Source organism: Erwinia sp. CGal63 (assembly GCF_037026505.1).
Taxonomy (GTDB): domain Bacteria; phylum Pseudomonadota; class Gammaproteobacteria; order Enterobacterales; family Enterobacteriaceae; genus Erwinia.
The window spans coordinates 1,145,511-1,164,626 of the sequence record NZ_JAKUMN010000001.1; the positions used below are offsets into that span (position 1 = coordinate 1,145,511).

The 19,116-nt window shown below is 59.7% G+C and carries 17 protein-coding genes; 6 read left to right on the top strand and 11 right to left on the bottom strand.

The window, feature by feature from the left end:
- The first annotated feature begins 33 nt into the window (after nucleotides 1-33).
- Nucleotides 34-579: a sterol desaturase family protein gene (locus MKZ79_RS05175; RefSeq protein WP_336140545.1), complete on the top strand. Its 546-nt coding sequence runs from the start codon at nucleotides 34-36 to the stop codon at nucleotides 577-579.
- Here the strand turns inward: MKZ79_RS05175 and crtB are convergent.
- The 6 genes from crtB to MKZ79_RS05205 are packed head-to-tail and all read right to left on the bottom strand — an operon-like array spanning nucleotide 476 to nucleotide 7,326.
- Nucleotides 476-1,432, bottom strand: a complete 957-nt coding sequence (gene crtB / locus MKZ79_RS05180; RefSeq protein WP_336140546.1) for a 15-cis-phytoene synthase CrtB — start codon at nucleotides 1,430-1,432, stop codon at nucleotides 476-478. The genes MKZ79_RS05175 and crtB overlap by 104 nt on opposite strands.
- A complete protein-coding gene (locus MKZ79_RS05185) occupies nucleotides 1,429-2,910 on the bottom strand; it encodes a phytoene desaturase (RefSeq protein ID WP_336140548.1) in 1,482 nt (493 codons plus the stop codon). The genes crtB and MKZ79_RS05185 overlap by 4 nt, the downstream gene beginning before the upstream one ends.
- On the bottom strand, nucleotides 2,910-4,073 hold the full coding sequence (crtY, locus tag MKZ79_RS05190; RefSeq protein WP_336140550.1) for a lycopene beta-cyclase CrtY: 1,164 nt from the start codon (nucleotides 4,071-4,073) through the stop codon (nucleotides 2,910-2,912). The genes MKZ79_RS05185 and crtY overlap by 1 nt, the downstream gene beginning before the upstream one ends.
- Nucleotides 4,070-5,341, bottom strand: coding sequence for a glycosyltransferase (locus tag MKZ79_RS05195; RefSeq protein WP_336140551.1), 1,272 nt, complete (start codon nucleotides 5,339-5,341; stop codon nucleotides 4,070-4,072). The genes crtY and MKZ79_RS05195 overlap by 4 nt, the downstream gene beginning before the upstream one ends.
- Nucleotides 5,338-6,381, bottom strand: coding sequence for a type 2 isopentenyl-diphosphate Delta-isomerase (gene fni / locus MKZ79_RS05200; RefSeq protein WP_336140552.1), 1,044 nt, complete (start codon nucleotides 6,379-6,381; stop codon nucleotides 5,338-5,340). Before fni ends, MKZ79_RS05195 begins: the two co-directional genes overlap by 4 nt.
- Before the next feature lie 21 nt (nucleotides 6,382-6,402).
- Entirely contained in the window at nucleotides 6,403-7,326 is a 924-nt protein-coding gene (locus tag MKZ79_RS05205) for a polyprenyl synthetase family protein (RefSeq protein WP_442897125.1), read from the bottom strand.
- 677 nt (nucleotides 7,327-8,003) lie between these two features.
- Between MKZ79_RS05205 and MKZ79_RS05210 the strand changes: the two genes are divergently transcribed.
- A complete protein-coding gene (locus tag MKZ79_RS05210; RefSeq protein ID WP_336140555.1) occupies nucleotides 8,004-9,086 on the top strand; it encodes a mechanosensitive ion channel family protein in 1,083 nt (360 codons plus the stop codon).
- 129 nt (nucleotides 9,087-9,215) lie between these two features.
- Here MKZ79_RS05210 and MKZ79_RS05215 read toward each other — a convergent pair whose 3' ends face one another.
- The 3 genes from MKZ79_RS05215 to MKZ79_RS05225 form a co-directional block, all read right to left on the bottom strand.
- Entirely contained in the window at nucleotides 9,216-9,773 is a 558-nt protein-coding gene (locus MKZ79_RS05215; RefSeq protein WP_336140557.1) for a DUF4142 domain-containing protein, read from the bottom strand.
- A gap of 173 nt (nucleotides 9,774-9,946) precedes the next feature.
- Nucleotides 9,947-10,507 (bottom strand): YtfJ family protein, encoded by a 561-nt coding sequence (locus MKZ79_RS05220; protein WP_336140558.1) that lies wholly within the window; start codon nucleotides 10,505-10,507, stop codon nucleotides 9,947-9,949.
- A 64-nt stretch (nucleotides 10,508-10,571) separates the two neighbouring features.
- Nucleotides 10,572-11,465: a LysR family transcriptional regulator gene (locus MKZ79_RS05225; protein ID WP_336140560.1), complete on the bottom strand. Its 894-nt coding sequence runs from the start codon at nucleotides 11,463-11,465 to the stop codon at nucleotides 10,572-10,574.
- A 102-nt stretch (nucleotides 11,466-11,567) separates the two neighbouring features.
- On the opposite strand from MKZ79_RS05225, the gene MKZ79_RS05230 reads away from it, so the two are divergent.
- Entirely contained in the window at nucleotides 11,568-12,656 is a 1,089-nt protein-coding gene (locus tag MKZ79_RS05230) for an NADH:flavin oxidoreductase (RefSeq protein WP_336140562.1), read from the top strand.
- Between the two features lie 103 nt (nucleotides 12,657-12,759).
- The gene (locus tag MKZ79_RS05235) at nucleotides 12,760-14,085 is read left to right on the top strand and encodes a D-serine ammonia-lyase (protein WP_336140563.1); all 1,326 of its coding nucleotides are present in this window, start codon (nucleotides 12,760-12,762) and stop codon (nucleotides 14,083-14,085) included.
- A 33-nt stretch (nucleotides 14,086-14,118) separates the two neighbouring features.
- Here the strand turns inward: MKZ79_RS05235 and MKZ79_RS05240 are convergent, their stop codons facing one another.
- Nucleotides 14,119-15,075 carry a D-2-hydroxyacid dehydrogenase family protein gene (locus tag MKZ79_RS05240; RefSeq protein ID WP_336140564.1) on the bottom strand — a complete coding sequence of 319 codons (957 nt, stop codon included), beginning with the start codon at nucleotides 15,073-15,075 and terminating at the stop codon, nucleotides 14,119-14,121.
- 224 nt (nucleotides 15,076-15,299) lie between these two features.
- Between MKZ79_RS05240 and MKZ79_RS05245 the strand changes: the two genes are divergently transcribed.
- The gene (locus tag MKZ79_RS05245; RefSeq protein WP_336140565.1) at nucleotides 15,300-15,830 is read left to right on the top strand and encodes a CpmK protein; all 531 of its coding nucleotides are present in this window, start codon (nucleotides 15,300-15,302) and stop codon (nucleotides 15,828-15,830) included.
- 5 nt (nucleotides 15,831-15,835) lie between these two features.
- On the opposite strand, the gene MKZ79_RS05250 is transcribed toward MKZ79_RS05245, so the two are convergent.
- Nucleotides 15,836-17,902, bottom strand: a complete 2,067-nt coding sequence (locus MKZ79_RS05250) for an FUSC family protein (RefSeq protein ID WP_336140567.1) — start codon at nucleotides 17,900-17,902, stop codon at nucleotides 15,836-15,838.
- Nucleotides 17,903-18,229: 327 nt separating this feature from the next.
- Between MKZ79_RS05250 and MKZ79_RS05255 the strand changes: the two genes are divergently transcribed.
- A complete protein-coding gene (locus tag MKZ79_RS05255; RefSeq protein ID WP_336140568.1) occupies nucleotides 18,230-19,069 on the top strand; it encodes an AraC family transcriptional regulator in 840 nt (279 codons plus the stop codon).
- The last annotated feature ends 47 nt before the right edge of the window (nucleotides 19,070-19,116 follow it).

Sequence of the window (19,116 nt, forward strand, 5' to 3'; positions counted from 1 at the left end):
GCTTAAGCCACTTGTTAAGGGAAGGAAAGAATTATGCTGTGGCTGTACAACACATTGATTGTGCTGGCGACTATCGCCGCGATGGAGATAATCGCGGCGCTTGCGCACAAATATATTATGCATGGCTGGGGCTGGGGCTGGCACCTTTCCCACCACGAACCGCGTAAGGGCTGGTTCGAGGTTAACGATCTCTACGCCGTGGTCTTCGCCGCGCTCTCAATCGTGCTGATTTACCTGGGCAGCATCGGCTACTGGCCGCTGCAGTGGATAGGCGCAGGCATGACCGCCTACGGCCTGCTCTATTTTATGGTGCACGACGGCCTGGTGCATCAGCGCTGGCCTTTCCGCTACGTGCCGCGCCGCGGCTATCTGAAGCGTCTTTATATGGCGCATCGCCTGCATCACGCGGTGCGCGGTCGGGAAGGCTGTGTCTCTTTCGGCTTCCTTTACGCGCCGCCGGTAGAAAAGCTGCAGGCTACGCTGCGCCAGCGGCACGGTCGCCGCAGACGTGGGGACGCTGCCACAGCGCCGGAGAACGAGTCGGAGGGTTCCGCTTCACGCGAGAAGCCAGCGCCATAGCGCCGCCGCCCGCCAGCAGCGCCAGCTTTTCCGCCTTGCTGGTGCCCTGACGGCGATCCCAGGCTTCGCCGCCGGCGCGATCGACCTTAACGCCGATTTCCCGATAAACGCCGCGCGCGGTGGCGATGGCCCAGGCCGAGCGCAGCGGCAAACCGGCCAGCCCGGCCTGCGCGGACGCATAATAGGGTTCGGCCGCCGCCACCAGCCGCTGCGCCACTTTCGCCAGCTGCGCGCGCCTGGTCGGCTCCGCGTAGTTCTCCAGCGTCAGCCCCTCTTCCGCCAGCCAGTCGAGCGGCAGATAACAGCGGTTGTTCGCCGCATCCTCCACGATATCGCGGGCGATATTGGTCAACTGAAAAGCCAGCCCCAGATCGCAGGCGCGATCCAGCACGCTTTCATCGCGCACGCCCATCACCCGCGCCATCATCAGCCCGACCACGCCCGCGACGTGATAGCAGTAGCGCAGCGTCTCCTCCAGGCTATGGTAAAGATCGCCGCGCACATCCATCGCGTACCCTTCCAGGTGATCGAAAGCCTGCTGCTGCGGAATGGCATGGGCCAGCGCCACTTCCTGAAAAGCGGCGAAAGCGGGATCGCTCATCGGCTCGCCGGAACAGGCGCGGATCGTTAATACCTTCAGCGTTTCCAGCCGCAGCAGCGGCGAGCTTTGCGCCGCCTCGGTCTGGAAACCCAAATGCTGATCGTCAATAACGTCATCGCAGTGGCGGCACCAGGCATAGAGCATCAACGCGCTGCGCCGGGTTGCCGGATCGAAGAGTTTCGCCGCGGTGGCGAAGCTTTTCGATCCTACGGCCATGGTTTGCGTGGCGTGGCTGAGTAAAGCTTCATTCATCGTGAGTGCTCCTCCAGCATCAGGCTGGCGGTAACTTTGGCGGAAGCGATAACGCCAGGAATGCCCGCGCCGGGATGCGTTCCCGCGCCAACCAGGTAGAGATTGTCGATTTTGCTGTCGCGGTTATGCGGCCGGAACCAGGCGCTCTGCGTCAGCAGCGGCTCTACCGAGAAAGCGGAACCCAGGTGCGCGCCAAGCTGGTCGCGAAAATCGAACGGCGTGAAGATCCGCTGTGTCACCAGCTGCTCGCGCAGACCCGGCATATAGTTCTCTTCCAGATAGGCGAAGATACGATCGCGCAGGCGCGGCCCTTCCACTTCCCAGTCCAGATCGGCAGTGCCTAAATTGGGCACCGGCGCAAGCACGTAGAAGCTGCCGCAGCCCGGCGGCGCCAGCGTGGGATCGGTCACGCAAGGAGAGTGCAGATAGAGCGAAAAGTCGTCGGCCAGCTTGTCCTGATGAAAAATTTCCTCAATCAGCTCTTTATAGCGCGGCCCGAAGCAAACCGTATGGTGAGCCAATTGGCTGTGCGGATTATTCAGGCCGAAGTAGATCACGAACAGCGAGTTGCTCATGCTCTTTTTCTTCAGCGCCTTCGCCTGCGCCGCGCCGTGCGGATGGTGACCAAGCAGCTTGTCGTAGGTTTGCACCACGTCGGCGTTGGAGGCGACGGCGGCCACTTCAATGCGGCGGCCATCGGCTGTTTTCACCGCGGTGATACGGTCGCCTTCCGTTTCCAGCTTGCTGACCGGGGTGTTCAGTTCGATTTCGCCGCCCAGCTCGCGGAAAAGGTTAGTCAGTCCCTGCACCATCGCGCCAGTGCCGCCGCGCGCGAACCAGACGCCCCACTGCCGCTCCAGCGCGTGGATCAGCGTATAGATGGACGAGGCGGCGAAGGGATTGCCGCCGACCAGCAGCGAGTGAAAAGAGAACGCCTGACGCAGGTGCTCATTTTTAATAAATTTCGCCACCATGCTGTAAACGCTGTTCCAGGCCTGCAGGCGGATCAGCTGCGGCGAGGCGCGCACCATATCGCCGACTGAGAGGAAAGGCACGCTGCCGAGCTTGAGATAGCCCTCTTTAAACACCTCGCGCGAGTAGGCGTGAAAGCGGCGATAGCCCGCGACGTCGTCCGGGTTGAAGCGCGCGATCTGCTCTTCCAGCCGCTGCTGATCGTTATCGTAGTCCATGACTTCGCCCGAGTCCCAGCAGAGGCGATAGAAAGGCGTAACCGGCAGCATGTCGATAAACTCCGCGGTGCGCCGTCCGCTCAGGGCGAACAGCTCGTCGATCGCCGAAGGATCTGTAATCACGGTCGGCCCGGCGTCAAAGGTAAACCCCTGGTCCTGGTAGACATAGGCGCGGCCGCCTGGCTTATCGCGCGCCTCCAGCAGCAGCACGGGCACGCCTGCCGCCTGTAGTCGAATCGCCAAAGCCAGGCCGCCGATACCGGCGCCAATCACTAGTGTTTTTTTCATCAGAAAGCTCGCAGCCGGGGAGTTTTTTTCAGCACGGCCAGCAACGCCTCGCCGACCGGTACCGGGGGCTTGCCTGTCAGAATCCGTGCCATATCGAAAGGCGTCAGGCGACCGGCGTAAAATCTGGCGATCAGGCCGTCGTCCAACTGGTAAAAGCGCTGCATCACCTGCCATCGCCGCTCCGGGCGACCGGCCAGGAACAGCATGCGGTTGAGAACGCGAAAGAAGCGCTGGCGCCGCCATTGTCGGGCGGCAAACCGCGCAATCAGCTTATGCAGCCGGGCGCGTTCGGGCCTGCCATTTTCGGCAATCAAATCCGCCAGTGCCGCCGCCAGCGGCAGCGAATAGCCGGTGGTGGCGTGGAAAAGTCCGGCGCGCAGGCCGCTGCACAGCCGATCGCCCTGCTGCTGCCGAAAAGCCTTTGGCTGCCCCTGCAGCGTGATCGGCAAGCTGCCCTGCTCCTCGCGCTGCAGCTCCTGCAACTGCCAGCCCTGCGCTCGCGCATAGTCGGCAATGCGCTGGCGCGCTTCGTCGCCGTCCAGCGCCGCGCTGTCCTGATAGTGCGTATCCTCGATCAGTAACGTATCCGCCGAGAGCGGCAGCGTGTAGACAAAGCGGTAGCTCTGTTGCTGATCCACGGTAGCGTCCATCAGGATCGGCCGCGTCAGCCCGTGCGGCTCCGCCAGCCGCCACTGCTGGCCTAAAAAAGCCTGTAGCCCTACCGTCAGATAAGGGCTGGGCTGATAGCCGCGGCCGTCGATAACCGCTTCAGCATCCAGCCTGTCGCCGTTGCGCAGCGTGACGCTTTGCGGCGTTACCTCGCTGACTTCGCAGCCGGTGCGCAGATTATCGCCCAGCGCCGTTTCCAGCGCCTCGGCGAAGCTTTCTGCGGTCACGCTGAGATAGTCATTGGGCAGCGTGCGGGTATAGCGGGGAAAACGCACCTCGTAGCCCTGCCAGCGATGCGCCACCAGCGGACGCAGCCACTCATGCTGCGCCGGCGTTAAGTCATCCTCGTGAAAAGACCAGGTATGATTACCGCCGGCCCGCTCGCCCGCCTCCAGCATCAGCACCCTGAGTCCGGGCTGCTGCTGGTGCAGACGCCAGGCGATGAGTCCGTTGGCCAGCCCGCCGCCCACTAAAATCAGATCCCATTTGTTCATTCCGTCGCTCCGCGTCTGGCCGAACGCGGCCCGATTACCTGTTCCACAATATCCGCCGCTCTTTGTGCGCCGCCCGCCTGCTGCAGCTGGCGCTGCGCTTCCTTCATTCTTATGCGATAGCGGTCGTCCTTCAGCAGCGCGGCGAGGTTTTTCGCCATAGTTCTGCTGCTGGCGAAGCGGGAAACGCGCCGTCCCAGACCGTTCCACGCCACGCGGGAAGCGACGCCGGGCTGATCGAAGGCGATGGGGATCGCCAGAATCGGCGTCGAACTGTTGACCGCGTCCGCTACGGTATTCAGCCCGCCGTGCGTGATGACCGCCTGCGCCTGCTGCAGCACGCTGGGCTGATCGGCGAAGTCGGTCACCCAGTCGGCGCCGCAGGCTTGCAGCTCCGCTTCCTGCTCAGTGGTCAGGCCGCCGCAGTGCGCGATCAACAGCTGCACATGCAGGCGCCGACAGGCGCGGGCGATGGTTTTGAACAACCGGAAACGGTGTCCCTGCAGCGTGCCCAGCGAGGCGAAGACGAAAGGCCGAGAGGAGATCAGCGGCCAAAAGCGCTGTTCCGTGACGGAAGGCCGCAGCGGCCCGACCTGGTAAAAGTGTTCAGGCAGCGCGTGCCGTGGGAAATCCAGCGCGGGCACGGTCTGGCTGATCTGCGCCAGCGGCGACAGACACTCATGCAGCCCAGAACGCTCGGAAAGGCCGAAGCGACGGGCGTGAGCCGCGATGACGCGACCGTGCCCGCGCATCATCCAGTCGTAAACGCGCTGGCTGGTGCGAAAGAGTTTCTGCGCCCGATGATCGGTGCCGTAGCTGAACGCCATCACCGGCAGCGGAATGCCCCGTTCGCGGTTAACCGGCAGCGCGCAGGCCACCGACACGAACGGCAGTCCCAGACCTTCCGCCACCAGTCCGCCAGCCGCCTCCATCTGATCGACAATCAGGCCGTCCACCTCAAGCTGCTTTAACGCCTGCGGCAGTTCACGGCACAGCATATCGGTGGCGCGCGACATATCCTTGATCAGCGCGAACAGCGAAAAACCGGCGGGCGAAGCGGCCAGCTTCAGCGTACGCGCCAGGCTGCCCGGCGGATGAGAGTGCTGGCCGACCGCCTGAAAAGCGATGCGCGGATCGCCGAGCATGTCGCCCGCTTCTGCCTGATGGATAAATGTAACGCGATGGCCGCGGTTAATCAGCGCCAGCGCCAGCGCCTGCAAAGCCTGCCAGTGGCTGTAGAGCGGCGGCGCGACGACGGCGTAATGGCTCATGCCTCGCTCCTGTCATAGCGCAGTTTCGCCTGGCGCAGCCCGGCCAGACTGGCGCTGCCGGTACAGAAGCAGGCGATCCTGAGCTGGGCGATCACCGTTTGAAAATGGGTGACGGTCGCCTCGAACGAAGCGTTGGCGCTGGCCAGCACCGCCGCCGCCTGCCCGACTAAATCGGCGCCCAGCGCCAGCGCCTTCGCCGCGTCGATACCGTTATTGATACCGCCGGAAGCGATTAAAGGCATCGTCGGCAGCGCGGCATGAATATCCCGCAGCGCTTCGGCGGTAGGAATGCCCCAGTCGGCAAAGGCCATCGCCATTTCGCGGTGTTCAGGCTGTAAGGCTCTTTGCGCCTCGACGGCCGCCCAGCTGGTGCCGCCCGCGCCCGCAACATCGATCATCGCCACGCCCGCTTCGCTCAGGCGATGCGCCACCGCAGGCGAGATCCCCGCGCCCACTTCTTTCACCACCACCGGCACCGCCAGCCTGTCGACCAGCATGGCGACGGCATCCAGCACGCCGCGCCAGTCGCGGTCGCCGCCGTGCTGTAAAGCTTCCTGCAGAGGATTAAGATGGACGATCAGCGCATCCGCCTCAATCATTTCGACCGCGCGTCGGGCGTAGTCCAGCCCGCGCTGACCACGGATCTGTGCCGCGCCCAGGTTCGCCAACAAGGGAATATCGGGCGCGATGGCGCGCAGTTCGCCGCTCAGCCCAAAGCTGACGTCGCTCTCCAGCGCCACGCGCTGCGAGCCAACGCCCATCGCCAGGCCCAGCGTCTGCGCGGCGCGGGCGAGATGAAGATTGATATCGCGGGCGCGCGCCGCGCCGCCGGTCATGGAGCTGATCAGCAGCGGCGCCTGTAGCGGGCGGCCAAACAGCGTGGTGCGGAGATCGATGCCGTCGAGATCCAGTTCGGGTAGCGCGCAGTGTTCAAAGCGCCACCGTTCAAAGCCAGTCCGGCTTTTACGGGCGCCGGCGACCGGGTTAAGTACAATATCCAGATGATCGTTCTTACGCTGTATCAGGTTCGCGTCCTTCATTCACTCTCCGCTCGTGAACACTCAACTAAAAGTCGCCAGCTGTTGGTTAAACCAGCTATGCATAAAGCGCCGTGTCGCCAGGCCGTGCTGGCAGACGGAGAGATGCTGGTCGGCGCTGTGCAAATGTTCATGCAGGCGCGAGCGCACCGCATCGGCCCCCAACAGCGCCACCAGCGTCGACTTGCCGGCATCCTTGTTAATATCTTTTCCCGTGCCGCTGCAGCCGTCCGCCAGGTCGTCCAGCAGCTGGAAAGCCTGGCCCAGATCGTGAGCGAAGCAGCCCAGCTTCTGGCGAACGGCAGGCGACGCGTCGGCAGCCAGCGCCGCCATCTGCAGCGTGGCGCTGAACAACATGCTGGTTTTCAGCTCGTTGGCGTTGGCTATCGCCTCTTCGCTGCGCGCCGCGCCGCCTTCGTTCAGATCCAGAAACTGTCCCTGCACCAGGCCCTGTAGCCCGACGGCGGCGGAAAGCTCCGCCACCGCCTGCGTACGGCAGGCATCAGTTAAGCCTTCGGCAGCGGCGACGACGCCGAAAGCATTGCTGAGCAGCGCGACCGCCGCGAGGATCGCCACATCCTGGCCGAACTGACGGTGAATGGTCGGCCTGCCGCGCCGGAGCGCCGCGTTGTCCATACAGGGAATATCATCCAGCATCAGCGAAGCGGCATGCACCATCTCCACTGCGCAAGCGAGATCGAGCAGGCCCGGATGATTTTTGTCGCAGCCCAGGTCGCAGGCCGTGAGCAGCAGCAGTAAGGGTCGGATGCGCTTACCGGGCGCCAGCGCGCCCTCGCGCATTGCCGCGCCAACCCGATCGCGTTCGCCACCCGCGGGCAGGAGCTGATCGAGACGCGAATGCAGCGCGTCGCGCAGCGCCCGCAGTTCGCTTTCCTGACTCAGTGATTCTTTCGCGTTGGTTGTAGATGCCGTCACTGGTTTTCCCATCTTAGCGAGTGGATAAATAGAAGACCGTCATGGCCCGCCCGTTTTTCGTCAGGGCGGCGACGGTCAGGCTCACAGGCGCTAACGCTATTGCCGTTAAGCCTGGATGATGCCGATTAAAAAAACAAAAAACCGCTGCGATAATGGTTAAAAGAGAACCGATTTAGCCGGTTACTTTCACTATTCAGCTCGTCAGCGTGGTCAGGCGCACTACCCTTTATTGGCTGTTGGCCTAAAAAAACCTGTCTGACGGGTTTTTTGAGTGTAGTTCAATTAACAAGGTAACGAAGACTATTGTTCTTTATGGGTAAAAATTGTTAAACCCGGGCCTGGCTGGTGAAAAAACCATCCGCATAAAAGGCATTATCGCGTTGAACGTATAGCTTTAACTGGGGACATCTATCGGCAGAGAGAGCGGGAATCTCCCCGACAGGCTAAGGCAGGCGTTTTTCACGTGCAGAGAAGGATTAAAATTCACTAATTATTTCAGTCGTTTCAGCGCGCAGTTGCCTGAAATCTCGGTTTTTTCCGATTTTTCTGCGCTAACTTAGTCAGTTTACTGAATCTTTCATAAACTTAGATCCATAACCATTTATTCTGCAGGTAACCAGGCAGACAACGGTTACCGCATTTTTACTTATCTGACGACCGAGGGTTGTCGGCTGGAATTAAGGGAAAAAATGCCACTATTATTCGATGAGTTATCTGGCGCGCCGTCATGGGTACCTGCTTTATTGCTCGTCACGCTCTCTTTCGCGGTAGGATCGCTCGCCCGCTTCATCTTTTTTCGCTTCGTTCTCTACTGGCAGAAACGTGACAGGAAATTTTTTAAATCGCTGGAAAAGCATCTGCGTGGTTCGGTATTCCTTTTCGTCCCTTTGCTGCTGATCACTGTCGGGCTCAATTATATTAATATTCGCCCACACTATCTGGAGCTTATTACCACCACCATTAACGCGCTTATTATTCTTTCGTTCTGCTCTATTTTGGTTCGCCTGACTAACGTTGTGCAGGATATGCTTTTTATCCGCTATGACATCAATCTGTCGAATAATCTGCGCGCCCGAAAAGTCCGCACGCAGATAATCTATGTCAAAAAGGTGGTTATCGTCCTGCTGGTGACGCTCTGCGTCTCACTGATTTTGCTGAGTTTTCCCGGCGTGCGGCGCTTCGGCACCACCATTCTGGCCGGTGCCGGCGTCGCCGGTATTATCATTGGCTTTGCCCTGCAGAAGTCGCTGGTTAATCTGTTTGCCGGCATTCAGATCGCCTTTACGCAGCCGATAAAGATTGATGACGCCGTGGTGGTTGAAAAAGAGTGGGGCTGGATCGAAGAGATAAACCTGACGTATGTTGTGGTGCGTATCTGGGATCTGCGCCGACTGGTTTTGCCCATTACCTACTTTACAGAAAATACTTTCCAGAACTGGACGCGTAACAACGCCCAGATATTGGGCTCTGTTTTCCTTTACCTGGACTATTCCATGCCGCTGGAGCCTCTCCGCCAGCATTTTGAAAAGATCCTTAATGAAACAAAACTTTGGGATCGGGAGACTCAGGTACTCCAGGTGACCGATACCACTGACAAGACCATGACTATCCGCTTATTAATGACGGCGCAAAACTCCCCGACGGCCTGGGATTTACGCTGCTACGTGCGGGAAAAGATGATTGAGTTTGTGCAGCAAAATTATCCACAGTGCCTGCCTCAGGTCAGGGCTACGCTGAACGAGCTACCGCTGGAGCGCGCGGAAGAGCGGTAGTTGGAACAGGGACGGCCAGCGTAGTAAACCTGACCGCAACTGTGTCCTGACGCGCCTGCTGGAGCAGGAACCATGCAGGCGCGATTTTTACGAAGTCAATTTAGAGCTATCCGCTCGCTGAAAATCGTTTTACTTAACTTCCTTCATAAGCTGTTGAGCCGACTTCAGATGCTGCTCAACGATCGGCGTGTGCTCGTCAGCCAACGCTTTTACATCTGAATCTTTAATCTTTCCGGCATCGCTCTGCAGTTTTGCCAGAACCATCTTGTGATCTTTGCTACCGGCGTTTTCCATGTACATTTTGTCAAAAGCATCGCCGCTCTGCTTTTCCAGCTTGTCGGCCATCGCCTTGTGCGCAGCGTCCGGCTCGCTCGGCAGCGTTACGCCTTTTTGCTCCGCGACCGTCTGGACTTTGCTTAAAGCGCCGCCATGATCTTCCACCATCTTCTGCGCAAACGCTTTCACTTCACTGCTTTTCGCTTTGCTTAACGCTATTTTGGCGGCGGCGACTTCATTGATATTGGCCTGCGCCATATCCTTCAGCGCTTTTTCGTCACCGGCGCTGAGCTTGCCGTTTGATGCGGTCTGACTCTGCGCGGCGTTTGTCGGTGTCTGAGCCTGCACGCTGACGGTGCTGAACAGAGCCGCTACAGAGAGGGCCAGCAGCCCAAAAGTTTTATTTTGCATTTTATTCTCCTGAGGGTCACAGATAAGGTTGGCGTCAGGTAACTGGGGGTTGCGCTCCTGTATCATTAACAACGGTAATGGTCAGTATAGTGGATCACCGGTTCAGGACAGAAAGTTAAGCCTGATTTTTAACCAAAGATGGCAGGCAAAGCTTTTGCGCCCGCCAGACTCGCTCAGGAAGCCTGCGAATCCAGCAGGGTTTTCACCAGCGTGATCACCTGTCGGCTTTCGTCGGCGGTCAGCGCGCCTTCGCGGGCAAAGCGTACCCGCCCTTCACTGTCCAGCACCACCACCGCCGATCCGCCCGGCTTAAGCTGCCAGGCGCGCTGCGCCACGCCGCGGCCATCGATAATAAACTGCGACCAGGGCGACGCTTCTTTCGCCGACTTCAGGCTGGCACGCACGAACATGGCGCTACCGGGGATAGCGTCGTCGGTATTGACGATGGTGGTGGTTTGATAGCGATCGTGCGGAAAATTCGCCTTGCCCAGCGCGTCAATCAGCGCGGCGTTCTGATCTTTCGCCGATAGTCGCCCGGCCATATGCAGCAGTACCCGTACCTTGCCGCCAAGCTGAGCGCTGTTCCAGGGGCGTTCAGCTATTTTCTTATCCTGCCAGACAAGCTCGCCCTGCACGGCGATCCCGGTAGGCGGTACGCGCTGATTGAGCGCAATGTTGCTGGCCGTGGCGCTGGCGCAAAGGGCGATCAATAAAACAAACAAAACAGGCTGCATAGTTTCTCCATTCAGAATAAATGAAAGGGTTGCCGCTGCGCGGGCTCTTAACCATAGCCTGTTCTCAGCCGGATAGCCCTGTCGGCGCGCGCAGAGCGTGCTCCAGCGCCGCCAGAAAAGCGGTGACCCGGCGCGGCGTATAGCGTCTGGTCGGCAGTAGCGCCCAGACGGCAAGCGCGGGCATCGCCACATCGTTAAGGGTCAGCGCCACCAGCTCTCCGCGCGCTATCTCGTCATGGATATCCAGCGCGGTCAGCTGCGCGATACCTGCTCCGGCCACGCACATTTCGCGCACGCCTTCCACGCTGCTACAGTAAAAGCGCGCTTCCGGCGCGTAGCTGACCGCGTCGCCCTGGCTGTCAACCAGCGACCAAGGCAGCGCGCTCAGCCTCAGGGCGTCGTGATTTTTTAAATCGGCCAGGCTTTCCGGAACGCCCTTTTGCTGCAGATAGGCGGGCGAAGCGCACAGTACTCTGGGATTGTCCGCCAGCCTGCGCGCCACGAGCCGGGAATCTTTCAGCGGCGCGATACGGATAGCCACGTCGTAGCCCTGAGCGACGATATCAACGGCGTCTTCGTTCAGGTTAAGCTCGATTTTCAGCTGCGGATTCGCCGTCATCAGCTCAGGCAGCAGCGGCAGAACGGTACGCCTGCCAAAGCCTGATGGCGCGGTAACGCGCAGCAGGCCGAACGCGCCCGTCGCATCACCGCTGAACATATTTTTTGCAGTTTGTTCCGCCTCGACCATGGCGCGCGCGTAGGGCAGAAACTCTTCGCCTTCGCTGGTCAACGATACGGCGCGCGTGGTGCGCTGCAGCAGACGAACGCCCAGCTCGCTTTCGAGCTGCGCCAGCCGTCGCGATATGGTCATAGCGGTCGACCCCAAAGCGCGTGCGGCCTTGCTCAGGTTGCCCGCCGTCACGATGGCGCAGAATACCTCGACATCTTTCAGGTTCATTGTAACGATTTCCGTTATACAGCCAGTCATTTTGCGACGATTCTGCCGCCTGTTCCCCCTCATTATAATAGATTCCCTGTTCACTCATCTTCAGGAATCTTTATGCACCCTTTACTGTTCACGCCCAGCCGCATCAACCGCATCGCATTTAAAAATCGCGCGCTGGTTGCGCCGATGACCCGCATCTCCGCTTCCGAAACGGGTGTGCCCGGCGAGGTAATGCGGCGCTATTATGCCAGCTTCGCGCAGGGCGGCTTCGGCGGCGTCATTACCGAAGGCCTCTATATCGACAACGCCTGGTCGCAAACTTACGCGTTTCAGCCCGGCATCGTCAGCGATGAGCAGGTCGCGGGCTGGCGGGAAGTGGCGGCGGCGGTAAAGGAAGCCGGTGCGGTTGTTATCGCTCAGCTGATCCACGGCGGCGCGCTTTCTCAGGCAAACCGCCATCGCGACACCACTATCGGCCCTTCCGCCGTTAAGCCGCGCGGCCAGCAGATGGCTTTTTATTACGGCAAAGGCGACTACGCGCTGCCGGAAGCGATGAGTGAACAGCAGATCCGGGAAGCGATCGCCAGCTTCGCCGACAGCGCGGATCGCGCCGTCAATCAGGCCGGTTTCGACGGCGTAGAGATTCACGGCGCCAACGGCTATCTGCTCGATCAGTTCTTTACCGATTATCAGAACCAGCGCGAAGATGACTGGGGCGGCACGTTGGAAAAACGTCTGCGCCTGACGCTGGAGGTGATCCGCGCGGTACGCGACAGAATCGGCCGCGAGGCGATGCTGGGCGTGCGCATCTCGCAGGGCAAGGTCAACGATTTCCAGCATAAGTGGCAGGAAGGCGAAGCGGGCGCGCTGAAGGTGTTTGGCCTGCTGCAGAAGGCTGGCGTCGATTATATTCACGTCACCGAATACAAAGCCTGGCAGCCCGCTTTTTCTGACAATACGCGTTCGCTGGCGGCGCTGGCCAGGGCTGGCGCGCCGGACACGGTGATTATCGCCAACGGCGGGCTGGACGACGGCGAGCTGGCCGAGGATCAGCTTGCGGCTGACGCGGATTTCGTTGCCATCGGCAAAGCGGCGCTGGCCAACCACGACTGGCCGCTGCGCGTACAACAAGGGGAAGCGCTGCGGCCGCTGGCGGAAAACGTGCTTTCGCCCGTCGCCACTATCAAAGAAGGCGAATACTGAAGCGCCCTTTTCCATTACGCCTGATAAAGCTACACTCACCGGCATCCTGCGTGTCGGTGAGCGTTGCCCTCGCGCTCACGCCTTTATTGAGCGATAAGCCATTATGTCCGATTCCATCCTGCATCATCCGCTGGTTCGCCAGCTGCAAACGCTTGAAGCCGTAACCTGGTTCAATCCCGATCTCGACAGCGCGCAGGAAGGCCTGAAGAAGGTCGGCCTGACGCGTCACGATGTTCAGGAGGCTGAAGCCAGGCTAAAGCGCTTCGCGCCCCTTATCGCCCGCGCTTTCCCGGAAACCGCCGCCGCCAAAGGCATTATCGAATCGCCCGTGGTCGCCATTCCTGCCATGCAGCGCTGGTTAGCGGCGGCGGATAAGCGCGCTATTCCCGGCGAGCTGTGGCTGAAAAAAGACAGCCATCTGCCGATTTCCGGCTCTATTAAGGCGCGTGGCGGTATTTACGAAGTGCTTACCCATGCGGAAAAGGTGGCCACTGAGGCCGGTCTGCTGACCAGAGAGGCGGATTACAGCGTGCTGCTTTCCGCCCGCTGTCGGGATTTTTTCCGCCAGCAACGCATTGCCGTCGGCTCCACCGGCAACCTCGGGCTTTCCATAGGCATTATCAGCGCCACGCTCGGCTTTGACGTGACGGTGCATATGTCCGCCGACGCGCGCCAGTGGAAAAAGGAGAAGCTGCGCTCGCACGGCGTCAAGGTTGTGGAGTACGCGGAGGATTACGGTGTTGCCGTCGCTCAGGGACGGCGCGAGGCGGAAAGCGATCCGCACTGCTTTTTTATCGATGATGAAAACTCCCGCACGCTTTTTCTGGGCTATGCCGTAGCAGGATTGCGCCTGCGCGCGCAGCTTCAGGAGGCGGGCAGAACGGTCGACGCCGCGCATCCGCTGTTTGTCTATCTGCCCTGCGGCGTCGGCGGTGGCCCCGGCGGCGTCGCTTTCGGCCTGAAGCTGGCCTTCGGCGACGACGTTCACTGCTTTTTCGCCGAGCCGACGCACTCGCCCTGTATGCTGTTGGGCATGAGTACCGGGCTGCACGACGCCGTGGCCGTGGCGGATATCGGCATCGATAATAAAACGGCGGCGGACGGTCTGGCGGTCGGCCGCGCTTCCGGCTTTGTCGGCCGGGCGATGGCGCAGCTGATCGACGGCTGCTACACGCTCAGCGACGAGACAATGTATCAGCTGCTTGCGGCGCTGGCCGAAAGCGAAAATATCCGCCTTGAGCCTTCCGCGCTGGCGGGCATGGCCGGGCCGCAGCGTCTTAGCGCCGACTATCTGTCGCGGCACGGTCTGGAAGCTAAAATCATGGCCAATGCGACCCATCTGGTCTGGGCGACGGGCGGCGGCATGGTGCCGGAAGAAGAGATGCAGGCTTATCTGGCGGAAGGTCGGCGCGCGCTGCAGAAAGGATAACGACAACGTTGCGCCGATCGCGGCGTACCCGGCTTACAGCTCCCGTTGCGGTTTGCCCGCCAGCCAGGCCGCGATGTTTTCTACGGCCTGGGTAAAGTAGAGGCGATAGTTGCTGTCGCTGACGTAGCCCAAATGCGGCGTCGCCAGCAAATTGCCACCGCCGCGCCAGGCAGAATCGGCGGCCAGCGGTTCCTGTCCGAAAACGTCCGTCGCCGCGCCCGCGATGATCTTCTCCTCCAGCGCTCGCAGCAGTGCGCCCTCTTCAATTAGCTCGGCGCGCGAGGTATTAATCAGCAGCGCGCCAGGCTTCATCCTGAGCAAGTCCTGCCAGCCGATAACGCCGCGGGTGGCGGGCGCGCTGACCAGATGCAGCGTCAGCACGTCGCTGAGCGCCAGCAGCTCCGCTTTCTCTTTAAAAACGGCGCCCGCCTTTTCCGCCCGTTCAGGCGTAAGGTTGGGACTCCAGGCATACACCTTCATGCCGAAAGCCTGTGCGTAGCGCGCAATACGCTGACCGATTTTCCCCAGGCCGACAATACCGATAGTTTTTCCCGCCAGCGTTATGCCCAGTGTTTGCTGCCACGGCCCATTGCCGACCAGGCTGTTCTGTTCCGGTACGATATTTCTCGCCAGCGCCAGTAGCAGACCCCAGGTCAGTTCCGCCGGCGGCTCGCTGCCGCTGTCGGTGCCGCAAATGATAATGCCCTGCTCTTTGGCCGCCTTCAGATCGATTGCCGCATTGCGCATACCGCTGGTGACGATCAGCCGCAGCGCTGGCAGCTTCTTCAGCAACGCGCTGTCGATGACGGTACGCTCACGCATTACCACAAGAATCGAAGCATCGCGCAGCGCTGTCGTCAGCCGTTCACGATCGCTGATATGTTCCGTGAAGCTGCGCACGCTGACCGCGTCACCCAGGCTGGCCCAGTCAGCCAGGCTTAGCGCCACGTTTTGGTAATCATCCAGAATGATGCAGTTATGGGTTGGCACAGTGTCGCCTCCTCAATCATCAGGTCGGGAGATAATCAAATTTTTGTACGTTTTGCGCAAGACGTTGAGGTCGGCTCGCCTTTCCATACGGCCCTGAAAAGGTGACCAGCTGCGGCTTATTGGCTTAACAAGCTGCTAAAAAATAAATATCTCTAAACAATAGCCTGTTGCCGCGCCATTTTATGACTTACAGTGACTGCCCCAAAATCCTTCAGAATCGGCCAATGAAATCCTTTTCCCTGCTGCTTTTATGCGCAGCCAGCTTTCACTGCTATGCCGAAAGCTATCAAAGCGCGGTACAGAGCGCGCTCGATGCCGAACCCGCGCTCTGCCTGGGTGAAACTCGCTGGCCGGTGACGATTGCAAAGGGACGCGACGGCTGGCTGACGGCCAGAATGGCCGCGCTGGCGGATGCCGGGTTAATTGCGCGCTCTGCCACCGCCAACGAAACGGTCTGGCGGCTGACCGACTATGGCGGACGGGAATTCCGGCGCCACCACGATTTTTGTTATGGGCAGATGCGCGTAAAGCATATCCAGAGCGTGACGGCCAAAGAGGCGGGTCAAACTGAGGTCATCTTTACTTATGACATCGCTCATCTGCCTGCCTGGGCTAACAATAAAGCCGTGCGCGTCGCCAACAATGATTTGGACAACCTGCTGATGGGCGTTGATAAGGTACGCTGGCGCGTCAGTTTTTCGACCGCTACGCGCCAGGTAGTCGCCGAGCCAGAGCAGTTAGATCTGCTCTACTGAACGCTCTAACGCCGGATAGTTTTCAGCAGCGCTTTATCCGGCCAGCGCTGTGCGGGAAACAGCGACAGGCGGATATTAAACAGATAAAAAAGCGGCGCGAACGCCTCCTCGTCTTCGCGGGCCAGCGCTTCCAGTTTCAGCAGCAGCAGATCCAGCTCTTCCAGCAGATGCTGATGCGGCTGCGTCTGCAGTGACTTCATCCGCCGCTTTAAAAACAACCCCAGCTCGTGAAACATCTGGCCGCTGTCGAGGCGATAGCGCTCCAGCAGCTCGCGATGGCGCGCAGAGTAGTCGTAGCAGTTGGCGCCCAGCCAGGCTTCCGCCAGCAGATTGCCGCCGGAGACTAAATCGGGATGCGGATCCAGCCGCATTCGCGGCAGAATAATATTCACCCTGTCCAGCATGCGCACGATATAGTGCTGGCGCGCCAGCAGCGAAGAGCCGTTGCGCTCAATCTCCTTTATCAGCCGTAGCAAATCGCGCAGCCCTGCGCGCAGCGTGCGCCTTGCCATCCACGAAGGCCGTTTGTTGCGAATTATCGCCGTGATCGCCACCGCGACGATAATCCCTGTCATCGAAGAAACAGCCGTATTGATCAGCGAAGTCAGATTCGGCGTGAAATGGTGGCTCATACCTAAAAAAGCGGGGATCTGCGTCGCTACGCTGATGCCGATCAGGTTGGTGGCCGGCCTGGCGATAACCAGTCCCAGCAGCAGCAGGCCCGGCGTCAGCACCAGCAGCAGCGCCTCAAAGGTTACCGCCTGCGGAATTAAAAAAGCGATATAAAACAGGCTGATAGTCAGGGCTATCGCCACGCCTTTAATAAACCGCTTCATCGGCACCAGCGGCGTATCCACGTTAGCGAAAAACGAGGCCACGATCGCCGCCATCATTGGCGCCGTCGCGCCATCCGCCCAGCCGCTGCCGATCCAGAACAGGCTGGAAATAAAGGTCGCCAGAAAAGCCGTGGTCGCCGAAAGCAGCAGCAGCCCCTTATCAATATGCCGCTCCGCACGCGCTTCTTTTGCCAGGCTGGTATCGCCGGAGAGATCGCTGACCAGCACGCTGACGCTTTGATAAGCGCCCGCGATACGCACGAAATCCGCCAGCCGCTCCAGCAGACCAATCAGCAGAATGCTCGCTTCGCTGGCCAGCGCCCCGCTCTGCCAGCGCTGTTTCAGCTGCGCCTGAGTATCGGCAAGCTGCTGTTGCATCAGAGCGGTTTCCGCGATCTCGCCGCGATTCAGCCAGCCGGTAAACTCAGCGAAAACGTCCGCCACCTCCTGCGGGAAGCGAATTTGCTGCTCGGCCAGCACGCTCAGCCGCGTTTCGATGGCGGTCAGCGTGGGGATCAGATAGGAGAGATGCTGATACTGCACGCTCACCAGGCGAATAAGCTTACGCGCCGCGTCGCCTTCATAGACGCAATGAACGATCAGCGTTTCGACGCTCACCGGATAGTTGGCCATCTGGATCAGGATATCTTCCCGCTCCAGCGATTTATCCTGCGGCATCACCGTGACCAGCTCGTTACAGAGCTTGCTGGCGTTCTGATACCAGAGGCTGACGCTCTGTTCCAGCAGGCTGCGGATGGAAACCGGCAGGATCAGCTGGTGTATCAGGCTGCTGCAGACGATGCCCAGGGTGATCTCCTCAATTCTGGAGATAACAATGTCGCTGATGGAGAGCGGCGAAACCACGCCGGGAAAACCCATAATGGCGGCGCTGTAGCCCGCCAGCATAAAGACATAGCTCTTTGGCGTGCGATCGTGCAGCGAAAGATAGAGACAGGCCGCGACCCACAGCGACACGCACAGGCTAAAGAGCAGCGGATACTGCACGGTTTCCGGATAGATCAAAAAGATAAACAGCCCGCCCAGCAGCGTCCCCAGCAGCCGAAAAATCGATTTGGAGATGGTCGCGGCGGAGTAGAGCTGCGAGGCGACAAATACCGTCGTCAGCGACCAGGCGGGTTTTTCAAAGTTCAGTTCAAGCGCGATATAGAGTGCCAGAAAGGCGGCCAGACAGGTTTTAGCGGAGAAGAATACCGCGTTTTGGGTAAACCACTTCATGAAATTTCAGGAACCGGATGCACGTTGCGTGGCTGCGTATCCTGCCAGAAGCGCCCAGCCGCCGCCCGTCAATTAGTACTACAAATTATTAATGACCTAACTAAATGATTTAGCATATAAATCTTTTTGAAAGTCGATAAAATCACGCCAAAAAAAGCCCGATTCGCCTGAATTTACGGCAATAAATTATCGCCTTTTGTGCGGTTTCATCTTCCCGCAGCGCACGAGCCAGGCGTTTCCTTAGTCGCTCGCTGCTGTCTTGCGCCGCGACCGGCGCGAATGTTAGGTTAAACCCTGATTTTTTCAGCAGCCAGACGGAAAGCAACTATGGCGAAAACGTCCTCCAACGACTGGCTGACTCTGCGCCGGGACAACGAAACAGGTATCGAAAGCGTACACGCGCATTTCCGCGGGCACGCCTACGATCCGCACGATCATGACGAAATGCTGGTTGGCGTAACTCATACAGGCCTGCAGCGTTTTAACTGCCATCGTCGGCTGCATACCAGTACGCCGGGCCAGATTATGCTGATTGAGCCGGGCGCGGTGCACGACGGTCACGCGCCCAATCCCGAAGGCTTTACCTACAGTATGCTTTATCTGCCGCAAAGCTGGCTGGACACCCTGCTGCAACGGCGCGGAATGGGCGAGATATCCGCTTTAAGCGCGGCCTTCCGCTCCACGTTGATGCAGGACGTTCAGCTCAATCAGGCGATTCAGCAGGCTTTCGGCGCGATACACCATGCAGAAGGCAGGCTCGCTCGCGATCAAAGTCTCGATCGGCTGGTGGATATGCTGTCGCGCCATTTATATCGCCGCCCATGCGCCACGCAGGATCTGAGCGGTATGCTGCGCGTCAGGGATTTTCTGCATGATTCAATGGCCAGCGATATCGGGCTGGACGAGGTGGCGATGGCCGTCGGCCTGGATCGCTTTCGCCTGACGCGGCAGTTTCAGCAGGCGTTTGGCCAGTCGCCGCACGCTTATCTGATTAGGTTACGGCTGAAAACCGCGCGTGTGCTGCTGGCATCTGGCTGCTCACCGGCTCAGGCGGCCGCGCAGGTAGGCTTCGCCGATCAAAGCCATCTGGGCCGCTGGTTCCGGCGCGCCTGGCGCATCACGCCTGCCGCTTATCAGCAACAGTGCACAAACGTTCTATACCGCTAATTCTCTTCTGGCTGAAGATAAAGCCTGACCCACTCAGCGGAGAGCAG

Excerpts from the sequence above, each read along its gene's own strand:
- MKZ79_RS05195 (WP_336140551.1), bottom strand. The coding sequence starts at position 5,341 with ATGAGCCATTACGCCGTCGTCGCGCCGCCGCTCTACAGCCACTGGCAG.
- MKZ79_RS05255 (WP_336140568.1), top strand. The coding sequence starts at position 18,230 with ATGGCGAAAACGTCCTCCAACGACTGGCTGACTCTGCGCCGGGACAAC.
- MKZ79_RS05210 (WP_336140555.1), top strand. The coding sequence starts at position 8,004 with ATGCCACTATTATTCGATGAGTTATCTGGCGCGCCGTCATGGGTACCT.
- MKZ79_RS05225 (WP_336140560.1), bottom strand. The coding sequence starts at position 11,465 with ATGAACCTGAAAGATGTCGAGGTATTCTGCGCCATCGTGACGGCGGGC.
- fni (WP_336140552.1), bottom strand. The coding sequence starts at position 6,381 with ATGAAGGACGCGAACCTGATACAGCGTAAGAACGATCATCTGGATATT.
- MKZ79_RS05185 (WP_336140548.1), bottom strand. The coding sequence starts at position 2,910 with ATGAAAAAAACACTAGTGATTGGCGCCGGTATCGGCGGCCTGGCTTTG.
- crtB (WP_336140546.1), bottom strand. The coding sequence starts at position 1,432 with ATGAATGAAGCTTTACTCAGCCACGCCACGCAAACCATGGCCGTAGGA.
- MKZ79_RS05250 (WP_336140567.1), bottom strand. The coding sequence starts at position 17,902 with ATGAAGTGGTTTACCCAAAACGCGGTATTCTTCTCCGCTAAAACCTGT.
- crtY (WP_336140550.1), bottom strand. The coding sequence starts at position 4,073 with ATGAACAAATGGGATCTGATTTTAGTGGGCGGCGGGCTGGCCAACGGA.
- MKZ79_RS05235 (WP_336140563.1), top strand. The coding sequence starts at position 12,760 with ATGTCCGATTCCATCCTGCATCATCCGCTGGTTCGCCAGCTGCAAACG.
- MKZ79_RS05245 (WP_336140565.1), top strand. The coding sequence starts at position 15,300 with ATGAAATCCTTTTCCCTGCTGCTTTTATGCGCAGCCAGCTTTCACTGC.
- MKZ79_RS05220 (WP_336140558.1), bottom strand. The coding sequence starts at position 10,507 with ATGCAGCCTGTTTTGTTTGTTTTATTGATCGCCCTTTGCGCCAGCGCC.
- MKZ79_RS05215 (WP_336140557.1), bottom strand. The coding sequence starts at position 9,773 with ATGCAAAATAAAACTTTTGGGCTGCTGGCCCTCTCTGTAGCGGCTCTG.
- MKZ79_RS05230 (WP_336140562.1), top strand. The coding sequence starts at position 11,568 with ATGCACCCTTTACTGTTCACGCCCAGCCGCATCAACCGCATCGCATTT.
- MKZ79_RS05175 (WP_336140545.1), top strand. The coding sequence starts at position 34 with ATGCTGTGGCTGTACAACACATTGATTGTGCTGGCGACTATCGCCGCG.
- MKZ79_RS05205 (WP_442897125.1), bottom strand. The coding sequence starts at position 7,326 with ATGGGAAAACCAGTGACGGCATCTACAACCAACGCGAAAGAATCACTG.